The organism is Burkholderia cepacia, from assembly GCF_001039005.1.
Taxonomy (GTDB): domain Bacteria; phylum Pseudomonadota; class Gammaproteobacteria; order Burkholderiales; family Burkholderiaceae; genus Burkholderia; species Burkholderia theae.
The window spans coordinates 23033-37552 of sequence record NZ_LDWR01000005.1 but is presented as its reverse complement, the minus strand read 5'-3'; the positions used below and the strand labels follow the sequence as shown (position 1 = coordinate 37552).

Below are 14520 nucleotides of genomic sequence, written 5' to 3'. Positions count from 1 at the left end.
CGATTCGGGGGAAGCGTAACCTTACCGCAGCCGCGCGTTGCCGTGCGTGATACCGGCCATCACGCACGACCCTTGGGCAGCGTGCTGATCCGCTTGACCTCGCGCGATTCGAGCCAGTTCGGCGTGCGCGCGCAGTACAGCACCATCGGCAGCGCATCCTCGCCCCAGAACAGCTGCTGGTTCATCCAGAAGGTCGGCACGCCGAACACGCCGAGCGCGATCGCATCCGCGTTGTTGCGGGCCAGCTGCGCCTGCGTCTCCTCGAACTCGATCAGTTCGTCGCCGTGGCCGACGCCGACGCGTTCGCACAGCGCCGCGAAACCTTCCGGCGTCGACGGATCGTTACCGTCGCGCCAGATGAAGCGGAAGATTTCCAGCACGGTCGCGATGTCGGCGCGCAGCGCGATCGCGAGGCGCAGCAGCTTGTCGGAATCGAACGGGTGCGCGGGCGGCATCTTGAAGCGGATGCCGAGCTGTTCCGCGCGAAACAACGCGTGACGGTACGTGAACGTGCGCTTGGACGGCACGTCGGCGCTCGGGCGTTGCCCCCAGTGGCGCTGCAGGTCGATGAGCGATACCGCGACGGGTTCGAACGGCACGTCCGGCCACTTGTCATGCTGTTCGAGCAGCAGATAGGAGAACGGCGACACGAAGTCGAAGAACCAGGCGGGCTGGGCGGTGTCGAGGCCGGTTGTCATGACGATCTCCAGAGGGTGGGGCGTACGGCGGCCTCCATGGTACGCGGCGGTGCGCGCTTGCAGCAATGATCGCGGATCGTCCGCTCACGCGGAACCGGGAGTCGCCCGGGGGGGATCGCCGGCCGGCAGCGCGGCATCGGTGCTTGCGTGCGGCGGGCCGCCCGCGCCCGGCGGCCCCGCCGGCGCGTCCTGATCGTGCGAGGTGAGCCGCTCGCGCACGAAGCCGATGTGCTCGCGCAGCACGTAGAACTGCCCGGCGTACGCCAGCGGCATCTTCATCCGGTTCACGGCTTCCTCGATGTCGTCGAGTTCGTCGAGCAACTGGACGCGCTCCTCGGCCGTGTGCTCGCCGAGCGCGCTGCGTTCGAGCGCGATCAGCGCGCCGTACCAGCGGTAGATGCGCGAGCGCACGCGCCAGCCGTACAGCGACGGCACGAGCCGCAGCCCGGGGATCAGCACGACGATCAGCGGCACGATTACGACGAGCAGCCGGTCGACGAGGCTCGCGACCCAGAACGGCAGGCGCCGGTACAGGAAGGTCTTGCCCGACTTGTAGTAGCGCGCGGCATCGTCGGACAGCGGGAAGCCGCGCGTCACCGACGACGGGAATTCGCCCGCATGCTGCAGGATCGTCGCATGGCCGTGCACTTCGCGTGCGGCCTCGATCAGCAGGTCGGACAGCGCGGGGTGCAGCGAGTCGCGCGCGACCAGCTCGATCGTCGGCGCGACGGTATGGATGTCGCTGGGCGGCAGGTTCTGGCCGAGATCGTAGACGCCCATCGGCAGCGTGATCGCGGTCAGGTACGGAAAGCGCCGCGCGTACGCTTCGGCCTGCGTGAACGAATACACGTGCACGCCGGGCGCGCGGAACAGTTTCGCCATGACCGGGATCTGCGTCGAGTCGCCGGACAGGAACGCCGCGTCGATCTTGCCGTCGAGCAGCGCGGTCGCGGCGTCCTCGCCGGCGGTCGGCAGCAGCTCGGTGGAGCCGCCCGGCACGATGCCGTTCATCTTCAGCAGCGCGAGGCTCAGCTCGCGCGCGCCGCTGCCTTCCGCGCCGAGCGCGAGCCGCTTGCCCTTGAAGTCGGACAGGCGCGCGACGACCGGGCCGCGGTACATGATCGCGAGCGGCACGTAGCCGATGCTGCCGAGCGAGACGAGCTGCTCGTCTCGCTCCTTCGGGCCGATGCCGCTCTGCACGAAGCCGACGTCGACCGCCGCATTCGGGTTCGACAGCCGCGCGAGGTTCTGCGCGGACCCTTCGGACGATTCGACGTCGAGCGTGACGCCGTTCTTCGCGAGGATGGTCTTGTATTTCTGCGCGGCGTTCCAGTACGTGCTGCCGGGCGGCCCGGCCGAGATCACGAGCGTGGACGGCGGCGCCGGCTGGATCAGCCTGACCGCGAGCCAGACGGCCGCGCCCGCGAGCAGCACGGTGGGGCCGATCGACAGCGCGAGGTCGCGCCATGACACCGCGACGAAGCGGGCGAGGATGCGGCGAGGCGGGCGAGGGCGGGCTGGCTTCATGGGATCGGCGAATGACGCTGGCGTGACGCATCGATGACGGTCGTCGTGGACGATGCGCATTCTCGCGGCGATGGTACCCGGTTTCGCCGCGCGTGCGCGAGTCGGGCGCCGTGGCGCGGCTACGCGGCGACAGCGCCGGGGGCCGCCGCGTCAAAAGCTTTGCGCTTCCGCGGGCGCTGGATTACATTGTGCGACGCAGCCGCGCCCGATTCGCGCGCGACCCGGCACGCAATGAGACCGGGCGCGTCCGGCCGGCGGCTGCCCGGCCCGGCCGGCCCGCTCTCGCGTGCGCCGGCTGCCGGCCCGTCTCGCCTCTCTCGCATCGCCGTGGAAATCACCGGCTGTCCCGCCCGTTCGCGCGCGGGCCGGCTGTCTTTGGGGGTATCCGGCCGTACTGTGCACGGCCGTTCCGGAGTTACAAGGAGATAGCATGAAGTCGATCGTGTTGAGAGCGTTGGGCGTCGCCGCCGTGGCGGCCTGTCTGTCGGGCAGCGTGTATGCGCAGTCGAGCGATGCGGCGGCAACGCAAGCACCGGCGGCCGCGACGAGCACGCCGAAGGCCGCCGCGAAAACCGCGAAGAAGGCGAACCGCAAGTTGGGCTACACGGTGCGCAAGGCGATTTCGAAGGAAAGCGGCGTGAACGTGTCGAACCTCGTCGTGCGCTCGAAGGGCGGCGCGATCACGCTGGAAGGCACGATGCCGGCCCAGGACCAGATCGACAAGGCCGAAGCCGCGGCCAAGGGCGTAACGGGCGTGACGTCGGTCTCGAACAAGCTGACGGTCCAGCAGCAGTAACGCCGGGCGGCGGCGCGCGAGCGCTGCATGCGCCCGCTTTCAGGCGGGCCCCGGCATGCCGGGGCCCGTTTGCGCTTCAGAGGCCGCGAACCGCGCGCGACGCGGCGGCGGACCGATAACGATATCGAGAGGGCGGCGATGACGAGGCTCGGGTGGGGCAGGCGGATGGTTTTCGGTGCGGCGCTGGCCGCTGTCGCGATGCTCGGCGCCTGCAACGGCGACGACTCGGGCGAGCGCAACCGGTTGCCCGGCTTCGTGTCCGGCAGCGTGCGCACGACCGCCTACGACGGCGCGAGCGACGATCTGCTGACGGCCGGCCTCGGCAAGACGGGCCTCGGCGCGGCGACCGCGCCCGGCTTCGCGAACGCATCCCGGCCGACGAGCGCCGAGCTGCGCCGTCTCGCGATCTGGTCGAACTACCGCGCGCTCGTCGACATGAGCGCGAACGGCGGCTACGGCCGTTTCTGGGGGCCGAACGTCGACCTGAACGGCAACGACACCCTCGGCGAAGGCAAGATCCCCGGCACCGAATATCTCGCGTACTCCGACGACGGCAGCGGCAGCAAGAACGTGACGCTGCTCGTGCAGGTGCCCGCCAGCTTCGATCCCGCGCAACCGTGCATCGTCACCGCGACGTCGTCGGGCTCGCGCGGCGTGTACGGCGCGATCTCCGCGGCCGGCGAATGGGCGCTCAAGCGCGGCTGCGCGGTGGCCTACAACGACAAGGGCGGCGGCAACGGCGCGCACGAACTCGGTTCCGACACGGTCACGCTGATCGACGGGACGCTCGCCAACGCGGTGCTGGCCGGCACCGCGAGCCTGTTTACCGCGAACGTGACGAGCGGCGATCTCGCGGCGTTCAACAACCGTTTCCCGAACCGCTATGCGTTCAAGCACGCGCATTCGCAGCAGAATCCCGAACAGGACTGGGGGCGCGTGACGCTGCAGTCGGTCGAGTTCGCGTACTGGGCGCTCAACGAGCAGTTCGGACCGCTGATCGACGGCTCGCATCACGGCGTGCGCTATCGCGCGGGCGACATCACGACGATTGCCGCGTCCGTCAGCAACGGCGGCGGCGCGTCGCTCGCGGCGGCCGAGCAGGACAGCCGCGGGTGGATCACCGCGGTCGTGGTCGGCGAGCCGCAGATCAACGTGCGGATGGCGCCGAACGCGATCGTGCGCACGGGCGGCCAGCCGGTGCCGTCGTTCGGCCGGCCGCTGGCCGATTACGCGACGCTCGCGAACCTGTTGCAGCCCTGCGCGGCCGCGTCGGCGTCGCTCGCCGGCGCGCCGTACCTGAGCGCGCTGCCGGCCGCGACCACGCAGTCGATCCGCACGCAGCGCTGCGCGACGCTCGCCGCGGCCGGGCTCGTGTCGGGCGCCGATACGCAGAGCCAGGCCGCCGACGCACTCGCGCAGCTGCACGCGGCCGGCTATCTCGCCGACTCCGACCTGCTGCAGGCGCCGATGTGGGATTCGCAGGCGATTCCGGCGATCGCGGTCACCTATGCGAACGCGTACACGCGCTCGCGCGTCACCGACAACCTGTGCAATTTCAGCTTCGCCACGACGAACCCGGCGACGGGCGCGGTCGCGCCGCCCGCCACGTCGCCGATGCCGGCCGTATTCGGCCTCGGCAACGGTGTGCCGCCGACGTCCGGCATCGACCTCGTGTTCAACACGGGGGCGGGCGTCGACCACCGGCTCGCGACGCCCGACGCGAGCTTCGCGGGCGCGCTGTGCCTGCGCCAGCTGTGGACGAACGGGATGCTCGGGATGCCGGCGAACGTCGACGCGGTGCGCGTGAACGCGAACCTGCAGGGCAAGCCGGCGATCATCGTGCAGGGCCGCAGCGACGCGCTCGTGCCCGTGAACCACGCGTCGCGCGCGTACGTCGCGCAGAACGGCATCAGCGAAGGTGCGCGCAGCCAGCTCGTGTTCTACGAGGTGACGAACGGCCAGCACTTCGACGCGTTCCTGCCGGTCCCGGGCTTCGACACGCGCTTCGTGCCCGTCCACTACTACAACCTGCAGGCGCTCAACCTGATGTGGCGGCACTTGAAGAACGGCGCGCCGCTGCCGCCGTCGCAGGTGATCCGCACGGTGCCGCGCGGCGGCACGCCGGGCGCCGCGCCCGCACTGACGGGCGCGAACCTGCCGCCGATCTCGGCCGCGCCCGGCGCGAACGCGATCACGACCGGCGCCGGCGCGATCGACGTGCCGCTCTGACGGCACCCGCCGCGCCGCCATCACGAAGCCGGACAGTCGTCCGGCTTTTTCTTTTGGCCGGGTGGAATCGGTCCCGTGCCGCCTTTTATCCGAATGGCGAGCGCTGTAACAAATTATTACTTTACGGCGGTTAATCAGGAACCTATTATGCGCCGGTATTTTCACTTAATTTAATAAATTCCATATACGAGAATATTCCTTTCCGTTTGGTTAATCGATCCTTTCGATTTTATTAAATCGGCTCGAGTTGCGATTGGTCGCTGCTGCGCGATTAATCGGTATCTCGCCGAGGGGGATTGTTCGTCTGTCAGAAGCGAAGCGCCCTTGTCGGGCGGGCTTTGCCGGGTATGGTTTTGCCGTCGATTTTGTGCGCATGCGAATACGTGGAATGAATTCGCATTGCTGCGGATTATTGAATTGTCGTTTGCAATGGAATTGATTTCATTGTGCAGTCGCAAAAAATATGGGTGGGGTAAATCATGCCGGTCGGTATTCGCTGATCCGGTAAAAAACTCGGAGTGCGTCGCATAACGAATGCATTCCCGGTGCGGAGCGCCGGCGCAAATGATCCTTTGCGGCCGGCGGTATTTATCGTTCTGTTCGAGAGGCAATAATGACGACACGGAAGTCCTTGAAAGACGGTTTCGCGCTATTCGGAACGACACTGAGCCTGCCGCTCGCCGCAGCCGCGGCCGCGGCGCTGCTCGTCACGGGGTGCGGCGGCGACGACGGGCCGAGCCCGACCGCTTCGGCCGCCGCCGCGGCCGCGACGACGTCCGGCGGCAGCACGTCGGCCAGCACCGACGCCACGGCCGCCACCCCGGCCGACCAGCCGTTCGTCGACACCGACGTGTACGGCACCGGGCCGAACGACGCGGTCACGGATTCGACGGAAGGCGCCGCGGTCGTGCACCGCCAGGTCACGATCGGCGGCAAGACGATCAAGTACACGGCCACCACGGGCCACCTGACGACGATCGACCCGACCACGTCGGCGCCGAATGCGAAGATGTTCTACGTCGCGTACACGCAGGACAATCCGGACCCGTCGAAGCCGCGCCCGGTCACGTTCTTCTACAACGGCGGCCCCGGCTCGTCGTCGGTCTACCTGCTGCTCGGCTCGTACGGGCCGAAGCGCCTGCAGTCGTCGTTCCCGAACTTCACGCCGCCCGCGCCGTACAAGCTGCTCGACAACCCGGACAGCCTGCTCGACCGCACCGACGTGGTGTTCATCAACCCGGTCGGCACCGGTTATTCGGCGGCGATCGCCCCGGCGAAGAACAAGGACTTCTGGGGCACCGACCAGGACGCGCGTTCGATCGACCGCTTCATTCAGCGCTACCTGACCAAGTACTCGCGCTGGAATTCGCCGAAGTTCCTGTACGGGGAGTCGTACGGCACCGCCCGCAGCGCGGTCGTGTCGTGGGTGCTGCATGAGGACGGCATCGACCTGAACGGGATCACGCTGCAGTCGTCGATTCTCGACTACGCGAACGCGCTGTCCGCGCCGGGCATCTTCCCGACGCTCGCGGCCGACGCGTTCTACTGGAAGAAGACGACGCTCAACCCGACGCCGACCGATCTCGACGCGTACATGGTCCAGGCCCGCAACTACGCGGACAACACGCTCTCGCCGCTGGTGCAGAAGCCGAACCCGCAGGACGGCGGCTTCGTGAACGTGCGTCTGAACCTGAACCTGCAGACCGCGCAGCAGATGGGCTCGTACATCGGCACGGACCCGACGTCGCTGATCCAGACGTTCGGCAACCCGGCCGCGCTCGGCAACGTGCCGTCGTCGGACGACAACCCGCCGTACACGTTCTTCCTGACGCTCGTGCCGGGCACGCAGATCGGCCAGTACGACGGTCGCGCGAACTTCACGGGCAAGGGCATCGCGCCGTACATCCTGCCGAACTCGGGCAGCAACGATCCGTCGATCACGAACGTCGGCGGCGCGTACACGGTGCTGTGGAACAGCTACATCAACACCGACCTCAAGTACACGTCGACGTCGTCGTTCGTGGACCTGAACGACCAGGTCTTCAACAACTGGAACTTCAGCCACACGGACCCGACCGGCGCGAACAAGGGTGGCGGCAATACGCTGTACACGGCCGGCGACCTGGCGTCGACGATGAGCGTGAACCCGGACCTGAAGGTGCTGTCGGCGAACGGCTATTTCGATGCGGTCACGCCGTTCCACCAGACGGAGCTGACGCTCGCGCAGATGCCGCTCGATCCGACGATCAAGGCGCAGAACCTGACGATCAAGAACTACCCGTCGGGCCACATGATCTACCTGAACGACGCGTCGCGGACCGCGCTGAAGAGCGATCTCGCCAACTTCTACGATGGCATCCTCGCGAACCGCACCGCACTGCAGCGCGTGCTGAAGCTGCAGGCGCGCACGCAGCAGCTCAAGCAGCAGAAACTGCAGCAGCAGGGGCAGTAAGCGCTTCGGGCGGCTCGCGCCGCCCGAAGCGACATGTGGGACACCGCCTCGTCACGCGCCTCGGTTCTTCACGTGGCGTGTGTCGATGGCGGTGCCGTCATTCTCCAGGGTGCCCCGTGAGTCACGGACTCTCGGGGCATCGTCGTGTCTGGAGGTAGACGCGTCGATGTGTGATCCTCAAAAGAGGGATGAATAGCCCTCTATTGAGGATTTGATGAAAAATCCTCATAATGAGGACAATTGTCCCTGCATTGAGGATTGATGTGAGTCTCGCGGACTTTCTCTTCACACCGGGCATGCAGCGGGTGCTGGGTGCGACGCTGCTGCAACCTGACCGCAGCTTTACGTTACAGGAACTGCTGCGCCTGGCAGACAGTGGGCGCGGTAGCGCCCAAAAACAGGTGGATCGGCTGGTCGAGGTCGGCGTACTGATGGAAGACGCCCGACGAGGCAGACAAAGGAGCATTCGCGCGAATACGGAATTCATCCTTTATCCGGAACTGGTCAGCATCGCGCGCAAGTCGTTTGCCGTCGCGGAGCCGTTGAAGGAGGCCTTGTCGCCGTTTGCCGCGCAGATCACCACGGCGTTCGTGTTCGGCTCGGTGGCCAAGGGTTCCGACAGCGGCCGTAGCGACATCGACCTGATCGTCATCGGGAACGTCCAGCTCCTCGAGCTATCTGAAGCCCTGCACGTGGTCGAGCAAAGCCTGCTGCGACCCGTCAACTTCTCTTTGTACGAGCCTGCGGAATGGGCTGCGCTGGTCGACGCCGACCCCGTCATGGCCCAGATCGCCCAAGGCCCAATGCTGAGGATACTGTGATGCCGCGCCCAGCTGAATACGAAAACCTCATCAGGACGAAAGCCTTCGATCCGGTTGCACCGACGCCCGGAGCAATCGCGGGCTTCCTGCGTAATGCCGCGGACTACAAGGCCACCGCCGATGAACTGGATCCCGCCCGGCATCTGCAGGTGTTTACGTTGGCCTACGAAGGCTATTTTCAGGTTGTACAGGCGATCCTGGAGTTCCATGAGGTGCGAACCAAGGATGCCGGCCGTAACCTGGCCATCCAGCGCGTGTCTACTTCGCTGGGTGTGAATCCTCAGGAATTTGCGTTCATCACGAAGGCACACGAGCGCCGCAACGGCACGTCGTACGTTTCCCCATTTCCCCCGGTGTCGAAGGCAGAGGCCGCTACCATGCTGGGCATCCTCGCCAAATACCTGCCCGTTGCGCATGCGCTGACAGGTACGCCGTGAGACCCGCCCGGGAGTCCATCAAGACATGAGGTGAAGGCTGTTCGCCAACAGGGACGGTGCTTTTCGTTGGCGACGGGAGTGTGTCGATGCACGACGGGCGCAGGCCGTCGTGCCGGACCGCCTACGCGAGCACGAGCCGCACACCGACCGCGACGAGCGTCGCGGCGAGCAGGTTGCGCAGCAGCCGCTCGGGCGCGCGCGCCGACAGCAGGCTGCCGAGCACGATGCCGGGCAGCGAGCCGATCAGCAACGACAGCAGCATCGACCAGTCGACCGAGCCGAGCAGCCAGTGGCCCATGCCCGCGACGAGTGTGAGCGGCACCGCATGCGCGATGTCGGAACCGACGATGCGGGTCGTCGCGAGCGCCGGATACAGCAGCAACAGCACAGTCACGCCGATCGCGCCGGCGCCGACCGACGTCATCGACACGAGCACGCCGAGCACGGCGCCCGTCAGCACGGTCGACCACAGCGTGCGCGCGGGGCTCGGCGCGAGTGGGTTGCGCGCGGCGAACGCGGTGAGCTGCGGCCGGAAGATCAGCGCGAGCGACGTGAGCAGCAGCGCGACGCCGAGCACGAGCTGGATCATCCGCGCGGTGCCCGGCGTGTTCATCCCGTGCGTGTGCAGCCACCACAGCGTGAGCGCCGCGGCCGGCACGCTGCCCGCCGCGAGCCGGCCCGTGATGCGCCAGTCGATCGACCCTTTCAGGCCGTGGACCAGCGTGCCGGTGGCCTTGGTCGCGGCCGCGTACAGCAGGTCGGTGCCGACCGCCGTCGCGGGGTGGACGCCGAACAGCAGCACGAGGATCGGCGTCATCAACGAACCGCCGCCGACGCCCGTCAGGCCGACGAGGATGCCGACGAACAGACCGGACAGGGAGTACAGCAGATCGATATGGGGGAGCGACATCGGAAGCAGGCGGTTATGCGGCGTTCGGCGGCGGCGCGTGGGTCAAAGTCCGCCATTGTCGCAAAAGTGGCGGGTTGGTGTACGACTGCGTTAAAAATCGGCCGGGAAGGCCCGTGCGGTGGGCGTCCGGGCGAATGTGAAACGGGCGTTCGGACGGGAAGAGGGGGCGCTGACGGTGATCGGCCTGCAAGGCATCGCAAACCGGGCGTGCGTGCGATGCCCGGTTCATGCCAAAAAGGGCGCGATGATACGCGCCCGGGTTCGAGGCCGGCGGCGGGCGCCGCCGGCCACCGATCAATGCATCGCGGGGCCGACGCCTTCGACCGCGTCTTGCCGCCGGATGCGCAGCGCGAGGCCGATCAGCGCGGCCACGGCGGCGAACGCCGCGCCGAATGCAAACGCCGCGTGGTAGCCGCCGTTCAGTGCGGCGAGCGGTGCGGCCTGCACGGCCGCGAGCGCGTCGGTGCGGGCGGCCGCGAGGCTCGCGAGCACGGCTAGGCCGAGCGCGCCGCCCATCATGAACGCGGTGTTGACGATCCCCGACGCGAGCCCGGAATCGGCCGGATCGACGTCGTTCATCGCGGCCAGCAGCAGCGGGTTGAACGCGACGCCCGCGCCGATGCCAAGCAGCGTCATGCCGGGCAGCACGTGCCAGACGAAGCCGCCGTCGACCGGCGCGCGCGAGAACAGCGCGAGGCCGCAGGCCGCGACCAGCAGGCCGGCCGCGATCGGGCCGCGGATCCCGAAGCGCATCACGATCCGCGCGGACAGCCCGAGCGAGAACGCGGCCATGATCAGGTTCGCCGGCAGGAACGCGAGGCCGACCTGCAGCGGCCCGTAGCCGAGCACGCGCTGCATGTAGAGCGCGGACAGGAAGAACCACGCGAACATCGCGGCCGCCCACAGCACGGCGATCACGTTCGCGAGCGCGACGTTGCGCGCGGCGAACAGCGTGAGCGGCATCAGCGGATGTGCGGTGCGCGACTCGATCGCGACGAACAGCACGAGCAGCGCGATGGCCGCGCCGAGCAGCGCGACGGTTTGCGTCGACAACCAGCCGGCTTCGTTGCCGCCGACGATCCCGTAGACCGCCAGCATCAGCGATGCGGTCACAGTGATCGCGCCCGCGACGTCGAGCCGCGCGGCGGCGGCCGGCGCGCGCATGCGCGGCAGCAGCGCGACACACATCGCATAGACCGCGATGCCGATCGGCAGGTTGACGAGAAAGATCCAGTGCCACGACAGCGAACTCGTCAGCAGCCCGCCGAGCAGTACGCCGATGCTGCCGCCGCCCGCGCAGACGAAGCCGTAGACGCCCATCGCGCGGGCGCGTTCGCCCGGCTCGGTGAAGAGGTTCATGATCAGCGACAGCGAGACGGCCGACACGACCGCACCGCCGAGCCCCTGCACCGCGCGTGCGGCGATCAGCATCGTCTGCGATTGCGCGAGGCCGCACGCGAGCGACGCGACCGTGAACACGACGAGGCCCGCGAGGAACATGCGCCGCTGGCCGTACAGGTCGCCGAGCCGGCCACCGAGCAGCAGGCAGCCGCCGAACGTCAGCAGGTACGCGTTGACGACCCACACGAGGGCCGTTTCGGTGAAATGGAGGTCGGTGCTGATCGACGGCAGCGCCACGTTCACGATCGTGCTGTCGAGCACGATCATCAGCACGCCGAGACAGAGCACGATCAGCGCATACCAGCGCTTCTCGCCGTGGATCCCGTGAGTCATGGGCTTGCCGCCTTCTGATAGTTATCTGAAAGGCTGCATTGTAGATGCCGACGGCGCGGGCTTCCTGCCGGTTTGTGGCAGGAGCGTCGCGTAGTCGCGGGTCCGGACATGACGGATGTTACGAGCGCGCCGGCAGTTCGCAGCCGTCGGGGCCGCACGCGGCTGCGTCGCTGCCGTCGAGTTCGACGATGCCGTCGCGCCATGCCTGGTCGAGCGCCTGCGCGAATGCGTCGGCCGGTTGCGCGCCCGACACCGCGTAGCGGCCGCCGAACACGAACAGCGGCACGCCGCGCCCGCCGATCTGCTCGGCGCGTGCGATGTCGGCTTCGACTTCGTCACGGTACGCGTCGCTGCGCAGCACGGCTTCGACGGCCGAGCGCTCGAGCCCGGCTTCGACCGCGAATTCGGTCAGCGCCGCATGATCGAACAGCGAGCCGTGCTCGCAGAAATACGCGCGGTACAGCCGCTCGGTCAGCGCATGCGCGCGGCCGGTCGCTTCCGCGAGCTTCACGAGCCGGTGGCCGTCGAGCGTGTCGCCGACGAGCGTGCCGGGCAGGTCGTAGCGCAGCCCGACGCTCGCGGCCGCGTCGGTCACCTGGCGCAGCATCTGGTCGACCTGCGGGGGCGACATCCGGTACTTGCCCGCGAGCATCGCCTCGACCGGCTCGACGGGCTGGCCGGGCATCAGCCGGTACGCGCGCAGCGCGACGTCGACGCGCTCGGCGTGCGCGAACGCGGCAAGCGCCTCGTCGAAGCGGCGCTTGCCGATCCAGCACCACGGGCAGATCAGGTCGGACCAGATTTCGACGGTCAGGGTCGGACGGGTAGTCGGGGCGGGAGCGGTCGTCATGGGCGGTTCCGGGCGGCAAAAAAATGTAACCGAGACTATATCACTTTATGCTTCGACGCTTCGTCGTCGCCAGGCCCGCGTGGAACGGGCCGGTGCCGGACGTATCACGAAGCATAGACACGGAAGCCGCGTCCCGGTAGCGATGGGCGATGCCGGCCGTTGCCGCGCGCTGCGAAGAGATGAGGCGAAGCGGCCGGCCGGGCACGCGGCTTACGCGTCGCCTTGCGTTTCCTTCAGGTGCTTGAGGTGCTTGTAGACCGTCGCGCGGCCCATCCCGAGCACGTTCGCGACGTAGTTCGCCGCGCTCTTGCCGCGGAACGCACCTTCCGCGTAAAGCGCCTCGACGAGCTCGCGCCGGTGTTCGCGCGTGAGCCCGTTCAGCCCGACCTGTCGCTCGTGCAGCCAGCCGTGCAGGAACGTGTTGATGCGCTCCTGCCAGTCGTCGCGGAACAGCTCGTCGGGCTGCGCGACGATGCCCGCGCCCTTGATGAACAGGTCGAGCGTCGCGCGCACCTCGTCGAACACCGCGATGTTGAAGTTGATGCACATCATCCCGGCCGGGCGGCCTTCGTCGTCGAACAGCACGTTGCTGACGCAGCGCATCCGCCGACCGTCCCAGTTCAGCTTCTCGTACGGGCCGATCACACGCTCGCGCGCGGAATGATCGATTTCCTCGAGCGCGGAATCGTCGCCAATCTCGCGCTTCGACAGGTTGTTCGCGAGATACAGCACGGTCTGGTCGTGCAGGTCGTGGATCACGACTTCCGCGTACGGGAAGAACAGCGCGGCGATACCGTCGGCGATCGGCGCATAGCGGGTGAGCAGCAGGTCTTTGACGGGGGATTTCTTCTTGCGCATCGGTGTCGCCATCTCGGGTGGACGGGAGCCGGGCGGCGCATCGGGCCGGCGTGCCGCCGAGCCGGTGGCCGGCATGCCCGTGCGCCCGCGCGCGGCCGCCGCGGCGGTTGCGCCATTGTATCGGCCCCGCGCTCGCGTGCCGCTCATGCGCGTGTCAGGTGCGTGTACAGCGCGTGCGCGATGGCGATGTCCTCGAGCCCGAGGCCGATCGAGCGGAAGAATGCGTGACGCGTGCGCGACGGCGCCGCGCAGGTGCCGGCGACGAGCGCGGGCAGGTCGCCGACGATCCGCGCGGTGTCCCAGCCGTGGTCGGCCGCCGCGATCTGCATCTCGCCGGCGCTCGCGGGCGTCGTGTGCCGGTAGTCGCAGTACACGTCCATGTCGGGCAGCCACGCGGGCGGAATTTCGTGCGCGCGCGCAACGTTCGTGCTGATCGACGTGACGAGCGCGGGGCGCGTGAGCATCCCGTCGCCGAGCACGGGCGTGCCCGACGACGTGCACAGCATCACGACGTCCGCGTCGCGCACGCAGGCCTCGACGCTCGCAGCCGGCCGCACACGCGAGTCGAGCTGTGCGAGCGTTGCCTGCAGCGCCGCGTCGCCGGCGAGCGCGGGCGAATACACGCGGATCGTCTCCCAGTCGCGCAGCGCCGCCGTGTGCCGCAGGTGCGCGAGGCCGGCCGCGCCCGCGCCGACGATCGCGAGATGGCGCGCATCGCGCGGCGCGAGACAGTCGACCGCGAGCGCCGTCGTGCCGGCCGTGCGCTCGACGGTCAGCAGCCCCGCGTCGCACCACATCAGCGGCTGGCCCGTGCGCATCGACATCAGCGCGGTCCACGCGGTGACGATCGGTTTCCCGTCGGTCACGACGTATGGCGACAGCTTCGCGCCGAACACCTGTTCGTCGGCGAGCGCGCCGAGATACGTGATGAAGTCGCCGGCATTTTCGGGAAACAGCGTGAGGGTCTGCGGCGGCTGAACCGCGCGCGCCGTGGCGAGCGACGCGAACATGCGGCGCAGCGTGCCGAGCACGTCGAGCGACGGCAGGGCCGCGCGCACCGCGGCTTCGTCGACGGTCAGCGGCAGGGTCGGGACGGTTTGCGTCATGGGGACATCTCCGGTCGGGGCTGGACGGCACAGTCTCGAAAGACGGCGTCCGGCGGTGTTCGTGATGGACGAAAAGTCTAATATAGACAAATGAAATCGGGA

At 68.1% G+C, this 14520-nt stretch carries 12 protein-coding genes; 5 read left to right on the top strand and 7 right to left on the bottom strand.

Annotated elements, in window-relative coordinates:
• Positions 1-59 precede the first annotated feature (59 nt).
• Positions 60-698, bottom strand: coding sequence for a 2-hydroxychromene-2-carboxylate isomerase (locus VL15_RS02030; RefSeq protein WP_048242845.1), 639 nt, complete (start codon positions 696-698; stop codon positions 60-62).
• Between the two features lie 84 nt (positions 699-782).
• Complete coding sequence (locus tag VL15_RS02025; RefSeq protein ID WP_048242844.1) at positions 783-2225, bottom strand: TAXI family TRAP transporter solute-binding subunit; 1443 nt, start codon at positions 2223-2225, stop codon at positions 783-785.
• A gap of 430 nt (positions 2226-2655) precedes the next feature.
• On the opposite strand from VL15_RS02025, the gene VL15_RS02020 reads away from it, so the two are divergent.
• The 5 genes from VL15_RS02020 (at position 2656) to VL15_RS02000 (ending at position 8960) form a co-directional block, all read left to right on the top strand.
• The gene (locus tag VL15_RS02020; RefSeq protein ID WP_048242843.1) at positions 2656-3021 is read left to right on the top strand and encodes a BON domain-containing protein; all 366 of its coding nucleotides are present in this window, start codon (positions 2656-2658) and stop codon (positions 3019-3021) included.
• Positions 3022-3159: 138 nt separating this feature from the next.
• Positions 3160-5250 (top strand): D-(-)-3-hydroxybutyrate oligomer hydrolase, encoded by a 2091-nt coding sequence (locus VL15_RS02015; RefSeq protein ID WP_048242841.1) that lies wholly within the window; start codon positions 3160-3162, stop codon positions 5248-5250.
• A gap of 613 nt (positions 5251-5863) precedes the next feature.
• Entirely contained in the window at positions 5864-7702 is a 1839-nt protein-coding gene (locus tag VL15_RS02010; RefSeq protein WP_048242839.1) for a S10 family peptidase, read from the top strand.
• A gap of 263 nt (positions 7703-7965) precedes the next feature.
• Complete coding sequence (locus tag VL15_RS02005; protein WP_048242945.1) at positions 7966-8523, top strand: nucleotidyltransferase domain-containing protein; 558 nt, start codon at positions 7966-7968, stop codon at positions 8521-8523.
• Positions 8523-8960: a hypothetical protein gene (locus VL15_RS02000; RefSeq protein ID WP_048242837.1), complete on the top strand. Its 438-nt coding sequence runs from the start codon at positions 8523-8525 to the stop codon at positions 8958-8960. Before VL15_RS02005 ends, VL15_RS02000 begins: the two co-directional genes overlap by 1 nt.
• Positions 8961-9081: 121 nt before the next feature.
• Here the strand turns inward: VL15_RS02000 and VL15_RS01995 are convergent, their stop codons facing one another.
• The 5 genes from VL15_RS01995 to VL15_RS01975 all read right to left on the bottom strand — a co-directional run bounded on the left by VL15_RS01995 (position 9082) and on the right by VL15_RS01975 (position 14418).
• On the bottom strand, positions 9082-9870 hold the full coding sequence (locus VL15_RS01995) for a sulfite exporter TauE/SafE family protein (protein WP_048242836.1): 789 nt from the start codon (positions 9868-9870) through the stop codon (positions 9082-9084).
• 294 nt (positions 9871-10164) lie between these two features.
• Positions 10165-11604: a DHA2 family efflux MFS transporter permease subunit gene (locus tag VL15_RS01990; RefSeq protein WP_048242834.1), complete on the bottom strand. Its 1440-nt coding sequence runs from the start codon at positions 11602-11604 to the stop codon at positions 10165-10167.
• A 118-nt stretch (positions 11605-11722) separates the two neighbouring features.
• Positions 11723-12454, bottom strand: a complete 732-nt coding sequence (locus VL15_RS01985) for a DsbA family oxidoreductase (protein WP_048242832.1) — start codon at positions 12452-12454, stop codon at positions 11723-11725.
• A 210-nt stretch (positions 12455-12664) separates the two neighbouring features.
• Positions 12665-13459, bottom strand: a complete 795-nt coding sequence (locus VL15_RS01980; RefSeq protein WP_048242831.1) for a helix-turn-helix transcriptional regulator — start codon at positions 13457-13459, stop codon at positions 12665-12667.
• Positions 13456-14418, bottom strand: coding sequence for an ornithine cyclodeaminase family protein (locus tag VL15_RS01975; RefSeq protein ID WP_048242830.1), 963 nt, complete (start codon positions 14416-14418; stop codon positions 13456-13458). Before VL15_RS01975 ends, VL15_RS01980 begins: the two co-directional genes overlap by 4 nt.
• Positions 14419-14520: the final 102 nt, after the last annotated feature.

Excerpts from the sequence above, each read along its gene's own strand:
- VL15_RS02030 (WP_048242845.1), bottom strand. The coding sequence starts at position 698 with ATGACAACCGGCCTCGACACCGCCCAGCCCGCCTGGTTCTTCGACTTC.
- VL15_RS02025 (WP_048242844.1), bottom strand. The coding sequence starts at position 2,225 with ATGAAGCCAGCCCGCCCTCGCCCGCCTCGCCGCATCCTCGCCCGCTTC.
- VL15_RS02020 (WP_048242843.1), top strand. The coding sequence starts at position 2,656 with ATGAAGTCGATCGTGTTGAGAGCGTTGGGCGTCGCCGCCGTGGCGGCC.
- VL15_RS02015 (WP_048242841.1), top strand. The coding sequence starts at position 3,160 with ATGACGAGGCTCGGGTGGGGCAGGCGGATGGTTTTCGGTGCGGCGCTG.
- VL15_RS02010 (WP_048242839.1), top strand. The coding sequence starts at position 5,864 with ATGACGACACGGAAGTCCTTGAAAGACGGTTTCGCGCTATTCGGAACG.
- VL15_RS02000 (WP_048242837.1), top strand. The coding sequence starts at position 8,523 with ATGCCGCGCCCAGCTGAATACGAAAACCTCATCAGGACGAAAGCCTTC.
- VL15_RS01995 (WP_048242836.1), bottom strand. The coding sequence starts at position 9,870 with ATGTCGCTCCCCCATATCGATCTGCTGTACTCCCTGTCCGGTCTGTTC.
- VL15_RS01990 (WP_048242834.1), bottom strand. The coding sequence starts at position 11,604 with ATGACTCACGGGATCCACGGCGAGAAGCGCTGGTATGCGCTGATCGTG.
- VL15_RS01985 (WP_048242832.1), bottom strand. The coding sequence starts at position 12,454 with ATGACGACCGCTCCCGCCCCGACTACCCGTCCGACCCTGACCGTCGAA.
- VL15_RS01980 (WP_048242831.1), bottom strand. The coding sequence starts at position 13,459 with ATGAGCGGCACGCGAGCGCGGGGCCGATACAATGGCGCAACCGCCGCG.
- VL15_RS01975 (WP_048242830.1), bottom strand. The coding sequence starts at position 14,418 with ATGACGCAAACCGTCCCGACCCTGCCGCTGACCGTCGACGAAGCCGCG.